Below are 15,142 nucleotides of genomic sequence, written 5' to 3'. Positions count from 1 at the left end.
TCAGTGAGTGGGAGACGTTGCGGAGCTCCGGTTTCTCGTGGCCGCAGGCCGAGGCGGTGAGGTGAAGCCGCTGAAACCCAGAGTGTTTCATCGTTATCCAATGAGAGGCATGACATGGTCGACGTGAAGTCGTTGAAATTCCGACTTGTCCGCACCGGGCAGCGATTCGTCGTGAATCCGCTGGCGCGGCGTTCGTCGAGTCTGACCATGCTGGAGACCACGGGGCGCAAGAGCGGCTTGCCACGGTTGACGCCTATCGGCGGCAGGCGCCAGGGCAACAGTTTCTGGCTGGTGTCCGAACATGGATACCGGTCCGACTACGTCCGCAACATTCAAGCCGACCCGCATGTACGTCTGCGGCTGAGGGGGCAATGGCGTACCGGCATCGCCACACTGCTCCCTGATGACGACACGGAGAAGCGACTCGATGATCTCGGCGGCCTCAACAGTGTCGGTGTGCGCGTAGCCGGAACCGACCTGTTGACCATCCGGATCGACCTCGAACCCGTCGGCTCGTAGGCCACCGCGGCGCGCAGTACCCTCGCCGATATGCCTTCAGTTCTGGTCACCGGCGCGGGCCGTGGTATCGGCAGGGCCATCGTCGAACACCTGGCCCTGACCGGATGGGACGTCATCGCCGGAGTGCGTTCGGAAGCCGATGCTGAGTCGGTCGCCGCGATCCATTCGCAACGCATCTCCACGGTGATCCTCGACGTCACCGACGCCGGGCATATCGATGCCTTGGAAGCTGCGCTGCCACCGCGCCTGGACGCCGTGGTGAACAATGCCGGCATCGTGGTGGCCGGCCCGGTCGAGGTGTTGACCTCCGACGACTGGCGTAAACAGTTGGAGGTCAACGTGATCGGCCAGTTCGCCGTCACCAGGGCGGTGCTGCCGAAACTGCGGGAGTCCCGCGGACGGGTGATCTTCATCTCGAGTGTCAACGGTCAGTTGTCCTCGCCGATGCTTGGCGCGTACGCGGCATCGAAATTCGCGCTGGAAGCCGGTGCGGAGGCGCTGCGAATCGAGCTGCGGCCCTGGCGGATACCCGTGGTGATCGTGGAGCCGGCGCAGACCGACACCGACATGTGGCGCAAGGCCGACGCCATGGTGGTCGACGTGGAGGCCGCGACGCCGCCCGTACAACGCGCCCTGTACGCCAAGCACATCGAAGGGATGAAGAAGCTCATTCCGGTCTCGAGGAAGTTGGCCGTGCCGCCGACGAAAGTCGTTGCGGTCGTGGAGGAGGCGCTCACCGCCCGCAACCCGAAAGCCCGGTATCTCGTTGGGTTGGGCAACAAGGTCCAGGTCGCGTTCATGCGGAACACCCCTGCGGCGGTGCGGGACCGGATCCTGGCGAGAGTCTTCGGCGTGCCAGGCCGGGTCTGATGGACCATTTCGTCAAACGCAATCATTCGGCGCCGCAAGGGTTCTTCTCGGCGGAAGCGGCAGGACTGCAGTGGCTGGCCGTGGACGGTGGCGTGCGGTGCGCCCGGGTGATTGCGCACGACGCGACATCACTGACGCTGCAACGGTTGCAGTCGGTGGCACCGTCGACGCGCGCGGCGTCCGAGTTCGGCCGTGCTCTGGCGGTAACCCACGACGCCGGTGCGTCGGCGTTCGGTGCCGGGCCCGATGGCTATCATGGCGCAGGATTTTTCGGGCCGATGTCTGAGCCGCTCCCGATGTCGTTGACCCATCACGATTCCTGGGGCACCTTCTATGCCGACGAGCGGCTGGAGCCCATGGGCGGACTTGCGGGCCGTCAGCTCGACGCCTCGACCCGCCGTGGTCTCGACGAGGTGGCGGCGTGGTGCCGCGCGGGTCGGTTCGACGACAGGGACGGCCCGGCCCGCCTGCACGGTGACCTGTGGAGCGGCAACGTGATGTGGACTGCCGACGGCGTGGTGCTGATCGATCCGGCGGCGCACGGCGGACACCGCGAGACCGACCTGGCGATGCTGGCACTGTTCGGGTGCTCGCACCTAGGTGAGATGCTGACCGCCTACGAGTCGGTGCATCCGCTGCAGGACGGTTGGCAGAACCGCGTGGGGCTGCATCAGCTCTACCCGCTGCTGGCGCATGTCGTGCTGTTCGGCGGGAGTTACGCCGCCCACGTCGCTGCGGTCGTGACGAAACTGCTGGCCGCCATCAGCTAACGGCACTTTCCCTGTCGGATCGCTCGGACGCGGCATCCGCGACGCTGTTCGGCGGTGCTGACCCGATGTTGCCTGAAAGCCGCCGCGCAGCAGCCTGCTTACGCGAAGCCGCAGCTCGCGAGCGTGAGATGAGATCGGCTAGCGGGTTTGCGGCCAAGCTGTGAACTCGCTGTCAGCAATTGACGCCTACGTAGATGTGGCAGTCCCTGACATTTGCGTCCTCACAAAATCGGCTCGGCATATTCACTGGCAGACGCCATAACGACGCAGAAGCGGCGAGCAGGCGCCTCTTATCCGACATCGACGAAAATTTTCCTTAGCAATCGTAGTGATCTAGATCACCGGGGTGCTAGGTTGCCTGAGAGTAACCTGAGATGGTTCCCGAAAGGACTGGTCATATGGCCGTTAAGCACCGCAAGTCGAAGCAGCGGACAAAGAAGATTGCGACTATCGGTGCAGCGACGGCAACCGTCACAGCCCTGACCGTCGGCGTTGCCCAGCCGGCCGAGGCAAACGCCGCTGTGGTGAGCCGCGATGTGGCACTCAGCGCGGCCACCGGCCCCAACTACACGCAGATCATCACCGACTCATCCGACAGCCTGAACAACATCCTGTTCGCAGCGGGCAACTTCGGTGGCGCCGCCGCCGGCGCGTGGGATCCGATCGCATCGGCATTCCCGGCGGGTTGGCTGCCGACGTTCAATGCGGGGACGACGCAGACTGATCTGCTCAGCGCAGATGGCTTGCTCACTGCCCTGACGACCGCGATCAGCAGCCTCACCACGCCCCCCGACGTCAGCACGATTCCAGGCATCTCTGCCAGTGACGCGGCCGATATCAACACTGCGTTGCAGGTGGCGCTCGCGCCGCTTGGCCTGGTCGCTACACCGGTCGGGGGATTGGGCACGGTTGCTGTCGGACTGGTCAACACAGCTCTGAATGGGCTCAATGGGATACCCCTGATCGACGGCGTTCCGCCGCTTGACAATCTCATACCGGGCCTTCAAATTACGGACACGAATTACCAATCCAGTTACAACTGGGCGCTGCTTGGCCTGAGTGGCCAGACGAACGTCAACAATCTGTTTGCACAGATACCCGGTTTGACCGGCAGTTCGCTCGTCAGCAGCATCCTCAGCAATCTCACGATCGGCGGTGTGCCTATCGGCCAGGCCGATCCTGCAGACCGGATCCTGGTCAACGGCATTCTGGCGCCGCTCAACCTCATCAACACCCCCTCGCTGACCATTTGGGATCCGTCAGGCGCCGGTGACTACAAGTTCCCGTTGGGCGGTGAGATCGGGTGGCTGGCGACCATGCCGGTACTGGACGTCGGCCCGCTGGATCTGACCTTGCCGATCGTCGGTTCTGTTGTCTCCACCACCGACACCGTCATCGCCGTACCGATCTTCGCGGGCGGCGTTGCGCTGCCGCTGAACCTCGCGACGTTCGCCACCGTCGCCACACCCGGCCTGGTATTGCCCACTGCCACAGGCGTTTCCACCTTTGCTGGGCACCAACCTGCAGTCGTTCGCGATCCCGCTGCTCGGCGTCAGCTACACGAGCCTGAACACCTTGCAGGCCGGTTACCTGGGCACCAACGGCTTCAACTTCAACAGCGGGCAGACCGTCGGCTTGCTGACCACACCGCTCGGCGCACTGCCCATCGTCTACTCGCTGGGCTCGGTCAACGCAGGCACCACGGGATTCGGCTTTACGCTGCCTTCGCTCTTCACGATCGGCCTGCTGCCGCACTTCCAGGTCGGTACCGCGCCGACGCAGCAGTCACCGGACGGCATCATTCCGGCGGACGTGCTGAACCTTGGCCTGGACGTGCCGACCCAGACCGACAGCATCACCCATCTGCTGGGGCTTCCGGACGTCGGCAAGACCCTCTCGGATTCCGTGCTGACTCCGGTCTTCAACGCCACGGCAGCGCCGCTGGGAGCACAGCTCACCAATTACCTGAACAACAACGTCGGTTCGTGGGCCGACGGATTCGCCAACTTCGTCAAGCAACTCACCGCCGCGATCGCTAACGCGTCGTACAACCTGCCGGGCGCGAATCAGCCTGTGGCGACCAACGCGTCGCCGTTGGCCGTCAACGCCGCTCCGCAGACCGGACTGCCCACTCTGCCGTTGGCCAAGACGTTGTCTCTCCCGGCGGCGCCGTCGCTGAACACGAATACCAGTACAACGACGACGAATTCGACCGCGGACGAGACGAAGTCCACGGCGTCGGACACCAGCAAGGTGACCGACAACACCAAGAAGGTCAGCACATCGGCCAACGCCGCGCGCGACCGCGTGAACACCTCGGTCACGCAGGCCACCAAGCAAATCAACGACACGGCCAAGAAGGCCACCAAGCAGATCGGCGATACCGCCAAGCAGGCGAGCGACAACCTCAACAACATCGCGAAGAAGGGCCAGGACGCGGTCAAGAAGACCGTTGCCGGAGCCACCCAGGGCGCCAAGGACACGGCGGACAAGGCCGGAGCATCATCGAAGTAGCAACACAACGGCAGCACCACCCAGGTCGCCACCATCTCGGCGTGGCGACCTGGCCGGCCAACTAGGCTCCGTACATGCCGTTGGGTGCGGGGGCCAAGTTCGCGGGCTATACCGTCATGCGGCTGTTGGGTTCGGGCGGCATGGGTGAGGTCTATCTGGCCATGCACCCGCGGCTGCCGCGCGAGGATGCGCTCAAGGTTCTTCCGGTCGAGATGAGCACCGACGCCGAATACCGCGCCCGGTTCACGCGGGAAGCGGATCTGGCGGCGCGGCTGTGGCATCCGCACATCGTCGGGGTCCATGACCGCGGGGAATTCGAGGGCCGGCTGTGGATCGCCATGGACTACGTCGACGGCACCGATGCCGCCCGGCTGGTGCGCGAACAGTATCCCGGCGGCATGCCGGCCACCGAGGTCGCGAAGATCATCAACGCGGTTGCCGCCGCGCTGGATTACGCCCATGAACGCCAGCTGCTGCATCGCGACGTCAAGCCATCCAACATCCTGCTGACCAATCCTGATCACGGCCAGCGCCGAATCATGCTGGCAGACTTCGGTGTTGCCCGCGCGACCAATGACGACACCGGGCTGACGACCACCAACACGGCGGTGGGATCGGTGGCCTACACCGCGCCCGAGCAGTTGACCAACGACCCGCTCGACGGCCGGGCCGACCAGTACGCGCTGGCGGCAACGGCCTACCATCTGCTGACCGGCGCGCCGCCGTTCGCGCACTCCAATCCGGCGGTGGTGATCGCCAAACGGCTCAGCAGCCCGCCGCCGATGTTGTCCGACACCCACCCACAGCTGCGGTCGCTGGATTCAGTGTTGACCCGCGCGATGGCGAAAGACCCTGGCGCCCGGTTCAATTCCTGCGCGGAGTTCGCCGATGCCTTCGCGATGGGTGCTGTGCTGCCGAACCTGTCGACGGGGGACCCGCCCACCGCGCCGACCCGGGTCGCCGAACCGCCCCGGCCGCGTACACCCGCACCGCCGCCGCAGCGCGCGGTCCCGCCGCCCCTGGTGGTGTCGGGGTGGTCGAGTCCGAACATTCCGGTGACACCCCCGCCGCAGTCCTCCGGCCCGGCGATCTCTCCGGTCAGCGCAAAACGCGGCCGTAGCCCGCTGCCGTGGATCCTGTCGGCGGTTGTGCTGGTGGTCGTCGTGGGCGCAATTGTGTTGGCGGTCAACATCATCGGCGGTTCCACGACGACGTCGACCACCGGCGGGTCGCTGACCCCGATCACCAGCACGCCGGCATCGGCCACCACGACCACGACAACGTCGACACCGCGCACTCCGACGGCCACCGCGAAGCCCCCACTGGTGCCGGGTCCGGACACCCGCAACGAGGATTGCGGTGCCGGAATTCAACTTCCGGGTCAGCAGGGCTGGGCCACGCGCGCCGGGCGTGGCTCTCCGGAGACGTCATGCTTCCTGGCGCGCAGCGTTCTGGAGTCCTACTGGGCCGAATATCCCGCTCCCAGCAAGGATCAACGCACTGTCGAGGCGGCAGGCACAGTGCCCTGCAACACGACAGGCAGCCAGTGCGCGGGGGACAAGTTCGTGATGAACTGCGGCGTCAACGGCAGCGACGGCTGGATCACCTGCACGGGCGGGAAGAACGCACGTGTCTATCTCTTCTAGCGGCCTTCGCAACACCGTGACGGCCGTCGCGGTCTGCTGTGCAATCGTCGCCGGCTGTTCGGCCCCACCGCCCCCGGCGGCGAAACCAGCAGAGGCTCCACCCATTCCCGCGGCCGCACCCCTCGACGCTCTGGCCGAGAGTTTCGCGGCCCTGGCCGCGACCATACCCGCCGCGGTGGGCGTCGCCGTCGCGTCGGCGCGCGGGATCCGGCTGTTCGGCAACTGGTCCGCGGGCCCGGCGTGGTCGACCATCAAGGTGCCACTGTCCATCGCCGCGCTGCGCACTGAGCCCGACCGGGCCGCCGCGTTGGTGAACAAGGCAATCATCCAGTCCGACAACACCGCTGCTGAGCAGCTCTGGTCGATGCTCGGCGATCCGTCGGCGGCCTCCCACGCGGTCGAGGCGGTCCTGCACGATGGGCAGGACATGACCACCGTCGTGCAATCCCAACGGGTGCGCGACGGGTACAGCGCCTTCGGCCAGACGCAGTGGGCGATGCAGGCGCAGGCCGGATTCGCCGCCCGGTTGCCGTGCCTGTCCGGGGCCGGTCCCGTACTCGACGACATGCACAAACTGGCCGCCGACCAACAGTGGGGACTCGCCGGAGCCGATGGGGTTGCCGCCAAGGGTGGTTGGGGCCCCGGCGTCGACGGCGCCTACCTGGTCCGGCAGCTCGCGACGGTCAGCAGCCCGTCGGGAACCTTCGGCGTCGCCCTGGCCGCCCAGTCCGACGGCGGCACCTATGACGCCGCCGTCGCCACCATCAACCTGCTCGGCGACTGGGTCAAGCAGCACCGCAACGAGTTTCCCGCGATGCCCTGCTGAGGGTTTCGGCGCGCCGCGAAACGGGTAGGCGGCGAGCACGATGGTGGCAGGCACAGTTTCCGACGATGTTCATGCGGTCCTTCCCGAGTGGGAGGGCTTCGCACAGGCGGTACGGGGCCGCCGTCCGGATGCCGGCACCTGGTGCGAGGGCTGGACCGTACGCGATGTGCTGATCCACAACACCGGCAATGCCGAGGAATTCACCCGCGTACTGGCCGCCCAGATCGAGGGTGAACCGGTGCCGACGCGCGGTTTCGAAGAACGGGAAGGGCCCTACCGCAATATGGGTGACGCTGAACTGTGGGCGGCGTTCATCGCCCGATGTGAGCAGCTTGTCGAGGTCAGCGTGGCCGGCGCCGCGGAACTGCCTGCCGGCACCCCGATCGCGTGGACCGGTCGCACGGTCACACCCGGCTTCTTCGCCGAACACATGCGCGAAGAAATGGTGTTGCACCGCTGGGACATGACCGGCGACGATGCCACAGCAACGGAGTCGCTGTCCCAATCCTGGATGACCCAGCACAGCGTGTTCGATGTCGGCACACCGTTGCTCGTCAGGGGGACCACCGGGCTGGATCTCGGCCCGGACGGTCGCATCGAGGGCCGCCTGCGCGCCCCGGGAACCGACGACATTCGAGTAGTCGCCACCGCCCAGGGCAACACGATCGAGATGGTGCCGCAGGAGGGCGAGGCCACCATCGAAAGCGATCCGGCGGTCCGCGCCCTGTTGCTGTGGGGCCGTCGCCCGGCGGACCCGTCCCGCTGGCACAGCCAAGCGGGACCAGATGCCCTACGCCGGCTGCGGACTCTGCTCAGCGGTTACTAATTGCGTGCCAGCGCGCCCTCGGCGAGGCCACCCACGACGGGGCCGAGCTGCTGGGCATATTCGGTGGTGATGTGGTTGTCGTCGCGGAACACCATGGTGTTGCCGATGATGACGGGGCAGCGGTCGGCCGTGCAGAAGAACTCGCCGAGATTCGCGTACTGGCCCCCTCCGGCCTGCACGGCCGCGGCCTCTGCGGCGATGCCGGTGTCGTTCATCGCGATCGACCGTTGTGGCGTGCAGGCACCGACGTCGTTCATGTGCGCCGAGAGGCACGTCGGCACCGTGTCGTGGGGATCCGGAACAGGGCCGAGCACCAGAACTTTCGCGCCCGTACCGCGCAACTGGGAGACCAACCGGGTCAACGCATCCAGCCACACCGGGTCATAGCTGGTGAAGCCGAAGTCGGCGCCGTAGCGGCGCACCATGTCGACCACCACGAGCGCCGGGCGTTCCTGCTGCACCCGGGCCAGCACCGCGGCCCGCCACTGCTTGCACTCGGTGAACTCGCGGCCCAGATAGGGGCTGACGATCGGCAGCTTCAACACCGGGCAGGTGACCTTGGCCATGGTTTCCAGTCGCCAGCCACGCTGACGCGCAACGGGTTCCAGTGCGGGGTACCACATGCCCGCGTGTGAATCGCCGATCAGTGCCACCGTGGTCTTCGAATTCACCTGACCGGCGGCGCATTCCGGCGGGGTCAGGTCTTTCCACGACAACACGCAGCCGTTGAGGAACACCTCCGGTTTGGTGATGTTGCCCAGCGAGGGCGACAGATTCGACGGCACGGCCCGCAGATTCGCCGACGTCGCCACGGCGGCCCTCAGCTGTTCGGCAGGCGTCAGTGTTTTCGGTGCGGGGCCCGGTACGGGCGCCTGCACTGCGGCGACCGGGACGGCCGCAGGCCCGGACCCGGTCGGTACCGGCCGGACGGCCAGCAGGATCAGACCGGCGCACACCGCGACGCCGGTGGCGGTCGCCCCCATCGCGAGGCTGCGCCAGGCCGACGCGCGCAGGGCCGCCGCGAACCGGGCCGGGTTCTCGATGAGATGCAGCGTGAGGACCGCCAGGCCCAGCGACATCAGCACCATGAGCACCCGGCCGCCCAGCCTGAGCGGCCCACCGAACAACGCGGGTGCCAACAACAGCAGCGGCCAGTGCCACAGGTACCACGAGTAGGACACCCGGCCGATGCCGCGCATCACCGGCAGGGCCAACAGCCGCCCCGCTCCCAGGGTGGGTATCGCGCAGCCGGCACCGATCACCAGCGCGGTACCCAGGGCAGGCAGCAGCGCCGCGGTGCCGGGGTAGGGCTCCGAAGCCCGGATCTGGGTGCAGGTCACCAGGATCAGTCCCAGCCCGCCCCAGCCCGCGATGGCGGCGCACACCGGCGGCAGCGTCCGCCAACTCGCGGCGGTCAACGCGACCACGCCACCGACGGCCAACTCCCACGCCCGGGTGGGCAGGGAGAAGAACGCCCACGGCGGCATGGTCTGGGTCCAGGCCAGCGACAGCGCCAACGAGCCGCCCGCCACAGCCAACAGCACCAGTGCGTACGGCGTGGCCGCGCGGGTGCTGCGCCCGGACCGCGTCAACAACCACGCCACCCCGATGATCAGCGCCGGCCACAGCAGATAGAACTGCTCTTCGACACCGAGGGACCAGTAGTGCTGCAGCGGCGAGGGCGGGGTGTCGGCAGCGAGGTAGTCGGTGCCCTCGACGGCGAACCGGTAATTGCCGACATAGAGCGCGCTGGCGATCGCGTCGCCGAGCACGCCGCGGGCCTGCAGCGGCGGCAGCAGCGCGACCGCGCCGATCGATGTCGCGACCAGCACGACCGCCGCGGCGGGCAGCAGTCGCCGGGCCCGCGCGGCGTAGAACGACGCCAGCCGCACCGTGCCGGTCTGGCCGGCCTCGCGCCACAGCAGCCCCGTGATCAGGAAGCCGGAGACCACGAAGAACATGTCGACGCCGATGAATCCGCCGCCGAGCCCCGGCACGCCCGCGTGATAGAGCACGACGGCCAGAACCGCGACCGCGCGCAAGCCCTCGATATCGGGCCGAAACTGCTTGGTGGACGCCATCTTCCGGCCACTCGCGGAAACGCCGCGGCGGGACGTGGGTTGCTCGGAATCCGACGTTCTGTTCACTCGAGTAACGATCGTGCCATGAGGTTCTGCGGTAACCCGGGATTTGTTGCTAGCGTCGTGGCGGTGCGGCGGGTAGCGATGGCGGTGGTGCTGATAGGGCTGGTGGCCGGCTGCGGTCACAGCGCACCCACAGCCACCAAGACGACGGCGGTCACCACGGCGTCCAGCGCGGCGAAGGCTGCCGACGGCACCTGCAACCTCAACGGGCTCCCGCCGGAAGCCGGGCAGACCGTCAAGCTCATCGAATCCGGCGGCCCGTTCCCGTACCCGAAAAACGACGGTGTCGTCTTCGGCAATTTCGAACGCGTCCTGCCCCAACACGAACGCGGCTATTACCACGAGTACACGGTGCCCACGCCCGGCTCGAAGAATCGGGGCGCCCGCCGCATCGTCACGGGAGGGCAGCCGCTGAACCATCCGCCGGAGTTCTATTACACCGGCGACCACTATCAGAGCTTCTGTCGGATCGGAGGCATGTGAAGACCTATCGGATCGACGGGGCCGCGGTCGGATCCAAAGCCGACCTGTTCACCGAGATCGGACGTGCCGTCAACGGAGACGGTGGCTACTTCGGCTCCAACTTCGACGCGCTCGCCGATTGCCTGCGGGGTGGCTTCGGCACACCCGAGAACGGCAAGTTCAGGTTCGTCCTGACCGACTACAAGCATGTGAAGACCGCGCTCGGGCAAGAGGACTGGAGCACGCTGCTCACCGTCTTCACCAGTGAATCCGTCGATTTGTGGCTGGCCGCCTGAACAGTCGACAGCAAACCTGATGCAGGGTAGCTGATGCTTGTCCGACGGGAACAAACCCGGCGTACCCACGAGTTAGCAACCGCGCTCCGCGGCAACGGGGTTCACGCCGCCGACACCGTATGAGCGCACCGGCCGCACGCCGTTCGCAGGGCGGTTACGCTGGCTTTCTGTGGTGTGCTCGCCGGCACCGCGGAACGGACGAAGACTGGAGCGACGTGGGCATGACCGAGAAGCAACCAACCGGGACGGTGACGTTGCTGATGGCTGCCGCCGAGGGGTCGGCACGCCTGTGGCAAACGCAACCCGGAGACATGGCCGCATCCCTGCCCTGGCTGCGGGCGACCATGAACCACCTGATCGCCCTCAATGACGGTGTTCTGCGTGGCGGCGAATACGCATGTGACAGCTTCGTGGCCACCTTCGGCCGGGCCTCCGACGCGGTGGCCTGCGCGCTCGACCTGCAACTGGCGCCGTCGGATCCGTTCTCGTTGTGCATCGGCCTGCACACCATCGAAATGCGCACCGGCGAGTCCGTCGCCACCGTGAGCACGGATGTCGCTGCGCGGCTGCGAGATATGGCCCACGGTGGTCAGACGCTGATGTCGGTCGCCACGGCGTCGCTGGCCGCCGACCGGCTGCCCGCCGGGGCGTCGCTGATGTACATCGGCGACCACGATCTGGGCGAGATGCCGTGGCACGAGCGGCCTTTCCAGCTGCGCCACGCCGGAGTGCGCGACCAGTTCCGGTCAGTGCGCGCGTCGGACGACACCGTCGCTCAGCATCACTTGAACTGACGGGCTAGTTGAATCCGAGCCAGCTCGGCAGGGCGCGTTCCCGCGAATCGCACAGCACGGCGCGGGTGTCGCAGTTGCCGCGCGGTGAGCCGGCGCCGCTCCACATGCCGCCGGTGTCGCGTCGCAGCACGATCGCCGACGAGCCGCCACCGTCGAGTAGCAGCGCGTTGTCGGCGCCCAGGCCGCGGAACAGATCCTGCATGTTGTCCGGGGTGTAGCTGCCGCCCTGGAACACGTAGAACTGGTCGGCCGCCCGGTTGTAGCCCAGCGCCGTGCGAGCCGCGCTGGGGCCGTTGTCGTTGAGTTGGCCGGTGTCACCCGGGGCCAGCAACCCGATGCCGGACACCGCGACGAACCGCGCGTTCTGGTCGAACAGCCGCTGGATCACGGGGGTGGCTGCGTCGTAGTCGTCGGGCCCCTTGGGCATCACCACGTACGGAGCCCCGCCGGTCGGCAGGATCATGGTGGCCAGCGCCGTCCAATGTTCGTCACCGCCGGAGAGGCCCTGCTTGCCAGCGTAGGCCAGCGTGCCGGTCACGGCGGTGTTGGCCCGGCCCTGCCCGCGGGTGTTGTCGACGTAGGCGCCCAGCGGTGAGCTGCAGCCGGTGTCGCGCCACGAGCCGCTCTTCTGCCCGCGCACGTCGAAGAAGTTGGCGTTGATGGCGATGGTCGGCTGGCCCAACGCCTGCCAGGCTTGAAGGGGCGCATAGGTTTCCGAGGCCTGCCAGAGACCTTCGCCGGTACGGGCACCGGGCGTGCGCTCACACCGGGACTGATAACCCTGATGGCTGTCGACCAGCAGTCGTGGGCTCAGCCGGGACGAGGCGTTCTTGATGGTCATCAAGTGGCCGCCGTTGTTCAGCGTGTACTGGTTGCCCGACGCCGACATGAACGGTGCGGCGAATTGCCCGCCGAAGTTGTAGACGAGGTACGAGCCCTTGGTGTTGGCGATGGCACCGAGCAGCAGCGCCTTGGCGTCCTCGGCCCGCGCCGTCGGTGTGCCGGCGTTGCTCAACACAGCGCACAACGCGAGGGCGGTCGCACCTGCTACCACACGTTGTTTCAGTTTTGCCAGCGCAGGCACGCTGTACACAATAATCACACAGGAAACTCTGTCAACATTAGTAACACTACAATCTCGATTGGGTACCGGACGTGCGACTTCGCCGGTAAACCCGGCATTCGTCCAATCGGACGACACGCCGATGCGCGCTGCCGGGCATCGCGAGACTGCAGTTAGCTGTGGCGGCTTCCGCGACCGCGACGACGAAGCTTTGAGCCATGAGAACAGACACCGTTCTCCGCGAAGAACATCCCCAAACCCGCACTGCTGCAATGAAATACGCGACCGAAGCGCTCGGCACTTTCTTCGGCGGCGCCGCGAAGGGCCTGTTCGCGGTGCCCACGCTGTGGGTCTACCTGGTGGCATAGGTGCTCGCCGCCGTCGCCGCCGGCTTCGCGTTGCGGGCGCCCAACCCGCCGACTAATCCTCATCAACCTGAAGGCTGCCTGCACCCGCGGGCCGCCTTTCGTTGTCCCGGTCAGGTTTTCGGCGCCAGTCGGTACACCGCGCCGGCGGCGTCGTCGGTGATGTACACCGCGCCATCGGGTCCCGCGACCGCGGCGACCGGCCGGCCCCACCGCGAACCGTCGTCAGCCTGAAATCCGCCGACCAGTGTCTGCTGTGGTCCCAATGTGCCGTCCTGCCAGGCGAAGAACGACACCTCGGGTGCTTGCGCGCGGGCCCGGTTCCACGACCCGTGCACACCCACCAGCGCGCCGGTACCGAACCGCGCCAGCTTGGTGAAACTCATACCGAGCGGGGCCGAATGCGCGGGCATGGCCTGCTCCAGCGGCGGCAGCGCCGCACAGTCCAGCTTGCTGCCGTCGGCGTTGGTCTGGATGTCGCGGATGAACCCGGCCGGGGCGGCACCGTCGGGATTGCAGTAGGGCCAGCCCAATTCGCGTCCCGGAGTGAGCTTGGCGACAGACTCCGGTGGATGGTCGTTGACGTAGGCCTGGTCCACCTTGCCGTCGGGATCCGCGACGTTGTCCCGGTTGTTCACCGCGGTCCACAATGATCCGTCGGGAGCAAAGGCCAGGCCCGTACCGTTGCGCACCCCGGTCGCGAACGGTTGGGCCGGCCCGCCGCCGGGTGGCACGCGCATGACGGTGGCCCGCGGCGGGGTGGCGCTGCGGTCATCAGCCGAGATGTTGCCCGTCGACCCGATCGAGAAGTACACCGCCCCATCGCGTCCCACCACCACACTCTTGAGCGCGTGGGCGTACGCGCCACGCAGGTCGGGGCTCTTGGCGTCGGGAAGATCTCCGGCGACCGTGCGGGGATTGACGGCGCGACCGTCGGCGTAGTCGTAGGCGTCGACCTGGTCGCTCTCCGCGACATACAGGGTGGATCCCGCGAAAGCCAGACCGTGCGGCTGGTCCAGCCCGGCGAGCACAACCTGCCGCGTGGGTAGCGCCTGTATGACCTGACCGGCGCCCGGTACCGACACCAGGAGCCTGTCATCGGGTGTCCAGGCGGCCATCCTGGCGCCGGGGACTCGCGCGACGACCGTCAGCGTCCAGCCGGCAGGCACCTGAGCGCTGCGGGGCCGGTCGAACGGCGACTGCGAGAGGGCGTCGGGGACCTCGACGGTGACCGTGGAAAGGCCAGCGGGAACAACGGGCGGTGGGTTCGGTGCCGGTGTGGGCGGGGAGCTGCAGGCCGCCGTCGCGACCAGAACTGCTGCGAGCGCGCTACGCGCCGCCCAGACCCGCATGCATCTCCCACACCAGGATCTCGGCGTCCGTCGACGCGCTCACGCGTTGGCCGCCGCTGGCGGTGAGCCGGGCCGCGTCGCCCGCCGTCAGCTCACCGGAGTCTTCGAGCGTCACCGCGCCCCGCGTGACGAACAGGTGCACGTACGGAGCCTGCGGCACATCGACCGAGTCCCCGGACTGCAGCCGGGCGCCGTGCAGGGTGGCGTTGCGGTTGTGCAGCGTGACGGCGGCGTCCACGGCGCCCGACGCGATGGGCGTCAGCGAACTGGTGAGCTCGATCTCCTGCTGTTGATAGCCCGGCGTCACGTTCGCCTCGTCCGGCAATACCCACATCTGCACGAAATGGACTGGCGTAGCAGAAGATCCGTTCTTCTCCGAATGCGAGACTCCGGAACCCGCCGACATCCGCTGCGCCAGGCCGGGATAGATCACGCCGGAGTTGCCCATGGAATCGCGGTGTGCGAGTTCGCCGTCCAGCACCCATGTGACGATCTCCATGTCCCGGTGCGGGTGCGTGTCGAACCCTGAAGCCGGTTTGACGATGTCGTCGTTGTTGACCAGCAGCAGGCCGTGGTGGGTATTGGCCGGGTCGTAGTAATCGCCGAATGAGAACGAATGCCTGGACTGCAGCCATTCGGTGGTGGTGAGGCCGCGGTCGCCGGCGTGGCGAATGTCGACGATCGGAGGCATGCCG

Annotated in this window: 16 protein-coding genes; 11 read left to right on the top strand and 5 right to left on the bottom strand. The window is 67.2% G+C overall.

Annotation, left to right across the window (positions count from 1 at the left end):
• The first annotated feature begins 114 nt into the window (after positions 1 to 114).
• The 3 genes from BTO20_RS35570 to BTO20_RS35560 are packed head-to-tail and all read left to right on the top strand — an operon-like array spanning position 115 to position 2,159.
• Positions 115 to 519: a nitroreductase/quinone reductase family protein gene (locus BTO20_RS35570; protein WP_087081069.1), complete on the top strand. Its 405-nt coding sequence runs from the start codon at positions 115 to 117 to the stop codon at positions 517 to 519.
• A 30-nt stretch (positions 520 to 549) separates the two neighbouring features.
• Positions 550 to 1,389 carry an SDR family NAD(P)-dependent oxidoreductase gene (locus BTO20_RS35565; protein WP_087081067.1) on the top strand — a complete coding sequence of 280 codons (840 nt, stop codon included), beginning with the start codon at positions 550 to 552 and terminating at the stop codon, positions 1,387 to 1,389.
• Positions 1,389 to 2,159 (top strand): fructosamine kinase family protein, encoded by a 771-nt coding sequence (locus BTO20_RS35560; protein WP_087081065.1) that lies wholly within the window; start codon positions 1,389 to 1,391, stop codon positions 2,157 to 2,159. Before BTO20_RS35565 ends, BTO20_RS35560 begins: the two co-directional genes overlap by 1 nt.
• Positions 2,160 to 3,432: 1,273 nt before the next feature.
• Here the strand turns inward: BTO20_RS35560 and BTO20_RS40020 are convergent.
• Positions 3,433 to 3,651, bottom strand: coding sequence for a hypothetical protein (locus tag BTO20_RS40020; RefSeq protein WP_198344189.1), 219 nt, complete (start codon positions 3,649 to 3,651; stop codon positions 3,433 to 3,435).
• Between the two features lie 14 nt (positions 3,652 to 3,665).
• On the opposite strand from BTO20_RS40020, the gene BTO20_RS40015 reads away from it, so the two are divergent.
• The 4 genes from BTO20_RS40015 to BTO20_RS35525 all read left to right on the top strand — a co-directional run bounded on the left by BTO20_RS40015 (position 3,666) and on the right by BTO20_RS35525 (position 7,971).
• Positions 3,666 to 4,673 (top strand): hypothetical protein, encoded by a 1,008-nt coding sequence (locus tag BTO20_RS40015; protein ID WP_087081057.1) that lies wholly within the window; start codon positions 3,666 to 3,668, stop codon positions 4,671 to 4,673.
• Between the two features lie 74 nt (positions 4,674 to 4,747).
• Positions 4,748 to 6,319, top strand: a complete 1,572-nt coding sequence (locus BTO20_RS35535; RefSeq protein ID WP_087081055.1) for a serine/threonine-protein kinase — start codon at positions 4,748 to 4,750, stop codon at positions 6,317 to 6,319.
• Positions 6,320 to 6,422: 103 nt separating this feature from the next.
• Positions 6,423 to 7,145 (top strand): serine hydrolase, encoded by a 723-nt coding sequence (locus BTO20_RS35530; RefSeq protein ID WP_087083163.1) that lies wholly within the window; start codon positions 6,423 to 6,425, stop codon positions 7,143 to 7,145.
• 40 nt (positions 7,146 to 7,185) lie between these two features.
• Positions 7,186 to 7,971, top strand: coding sequence for a maleylpyruvate isomerase N-terminal domain-containing protein (locus tag BTO20_RS35525; protein ID WP_087081054.1), 786 nt, complete (start codon positions 7,186 to 7,188; stop codon positions 7,969 to 7,971).
• Here the strand turns inward: BTO20_RS35525 and BTO20_RS35520 are convergent.
• Entirely contained in the window at positions 7,968 to 10,052 is a 2,085-nt protein-coding gene (locus tag BTO20_RS35520; RefSeq protein ID WP_087081052.1) for an acyltransferase family protein, read from the bottom strand. The genes BTO20_RS35525 and BTO20_RS35520 overlap by 4 nt on opposite strands.
• Positions 10,053 to 10,196: 144 nt before the next feature.
• On the opposite strand from BTO20_RS35520, the gene BTO20_RS35515 reads away from it, so the two are divergent.
• The 3 genes from BTO20_RS35515 to BTO20_RS35505 all read left to right on the top strand — a co-directional run bounded on the left by BTO20_RS35515 (position 10,197) and on the right by BTO20_RS35505 (position 11,667).
• Positions 10,197 to 10,598, top strand: a complete 402-nt coding sequence (locus BTO20_RS35515; RefSeq protein ID WP_087081050.1) for a ribonuclease domain-containing protein — start codon at positions 10,197 to 10,199, stop codon at positions 10,596 to 10,598.
• Positions 10,595 to 10,873 carry a barstar family protein gene (locus BTO20_RS35510; RefSeq protein ID WP_087081049.1) on the top strand — a complete coding sequence of 93 codons (279 nt, stop codon included), beginning with the start codon at positions 10,595 to 10,597 and terminating at the stop codon, positions 10,871 to 10,873. The genes BTO20_RS35515 and BTO20_RS35510 overlap by 4 nt, the downstream gene beginning before the upstream one ends.
• A gap of 221 nt (positions 10,874 to 11,094) precedes the next feature.
• Complete coding sequence (locus BTO20_RS35505) at positions 11,095 to 11,667, top strand: nucleotidyl cyclase domain-containing protein (protein ID WP_087083161.1); 573 nt, start codon at positions 11,095 to 11,097, stop codon at positions 11,665 to 11,667.
• Between the two features lie 4 nt (positions 11,668 to 11,671).
• Here the strand turns inward: BTO20_RS35505 and BTO20_RS35500 are convergent, their stop codons facing one another.
• Positions 11,672 to 12,760, bottom strand: a complete 1,089-nt coding sequence (locus tag BTO20_RS35500; protein ID WP_087081047.1) for a phosphodiester glycosidase family protein — start codon at positions 12,758 to 12,760, stop codon at positions 11,672 to 11,674.
• A gap of 188 nt (positions 12,761 to 12,948) precedes the next feature.
• On the opposite strand from BTO20_RS35500, the gene BTO20_RS39655 reads away from it, so the two are divergent.
• A complete protein-coding gene (locus tag BTO20_RS39655) occupies positions 12,949 to 13,098 on the top strand; it encodes a hypothetical protein (RefSeq protein WP_157680408.1) in 150 nt (49 codons plus the stop codon).
• A 110-nt stretch (positions 13,099 to 13,208) separates the two neighbouring features.
• On the opposite strand, the gene BTO20_RS35495 is transcribed toward BTO20_RS39655, so the two are convergent.
• Both BTO20_RS35495 and BTO20_RS35490 read right to left on the bottom strand, forming a co-directional pair.
• A complete protein-coding gene (locus tag BTO20_RS35495; RefSeq protein WP_087081046.1) occupies positions 13,209 to 14,447 on the bottom strand; it encodes a PQQ-dependent sugar dehydrogenase in 1,239 nt (412 codons plus the stop codon).
• On the bottom strand, positions 14,425 to 15,138 hold the full coding sequence (locus BTO20_RS35490; protein WP_087081044.1) for a pirin family protein: 714 nt from the start codon (positions 15,136 to 15,138) through the stop codon (positions 14,425 to 14,427). The genes BTO20_RS35495 and BTO20_RS35490 overlap by 23 nt, the downstream gene beginning before the upstream one ends.
• Positions 15,139 to 15,142: the final 4 nt, after the last annotated feature.

The organism is Mycobacterium dioxanotrophicus (assembly GCF_002157835.1).
Classification (GTDB): Bacteria; Actinomycetota; Actinomycetes; order Mycobacteriales; family Mycobacteriaceae; genus Mycobacterium; species Mycobacterium dioxanotrophicus.
Note: the sequence above shows the minus strand (reverse complement) of the source record. Positions and strands in the feature narration are given on the sequence as shown.

What these genes read in the sequence shown, in the direction of transcription:
- BTO20_RS35535 (WP_087081055.1), top strand. Translation starts at nt 4,748, where the DNA reads ATGCCGTTGGGTGCGGGGGCCAAGTTCGCGGGCTATACCGTCATGCGG.
- BTO20_RS39655 (WP_157680408.1), top strand. Translation starts at nt 12,949, where the DNA reads ATGAGAACAGACACCGTTCTCCGCGAAGAACATCCCCAAACCCGCACT.
- BTO20_RS35520 (WP_087081052.1), bottom strand. Translation starts at nt 10,052, where the DNA reads ATGGCGTCCACCAAGCAGTTTCGGCCCGATATCGAGGGCTTGCGCGCG.
- BTO20_RS35505 (WP_087083161.1), top strand. Translation starts at nt 11,095, where the DNA reads ATGACCGAGAAGCAACCAACCGGGACGGTGACGTTGCTGATGGCTGCC.
- BTO20_RS35565 (WP_087081067.1), top strand. Translation starts at nt 550, where the DNA reads ATGCCTTCAGTTCTGGTCACCGGCGCGGGCCGTGGTATCGGCAGGGCC.
- BTO20_RS35525 (WP_087081054.1), top strand. Translation starts at nt 7,186, where the DNA reads ATGGTGGCAGGCACAGTTTCCGACGATGTTCATGCGGTCCTTCCCGAG.
- BTO20_RS35515 (WP_087081050.1), top strand. Translation starts at nt 10,197, where the DNA reads ATGGCGGTGGTGCTGATAGGGCTGGTGGCCGGCTGCGGTCACAGCGCA.
- BTO20_RS35570 (WP_087081069.1), top strand. Translation starts at nt 115, where the DNA reads ATGGTCGACGTGAAGTCGTTGAAATTCCGACTTGTCCGCACCGGGCAG.
- BTO20_RS35560 (WP_087081065.1), top strand. Translation starts at nt 1,389, where the DNA reads ATGGACCATTTCGTCAAACGCAATCATTCGGCGCCGCAAGGGTTCTTC.
- BTO20_RS35490 (WP_087081044.1), bottom strand. Translation starts at nt 15,138, where the DNA reads ATGCCTCCGATCGTCGACATTCGCCACGCCGGCGACCGCGGCCTCACC.
- BTO20_RS35495 (WP_087081046.1), bottom strand. Translation starts at nt 14,447, where the DNA reads ATGCGGGTCTGGGCGGCGCGTAGCGCGCTCGCAGCAGTTCTGGTCGCG.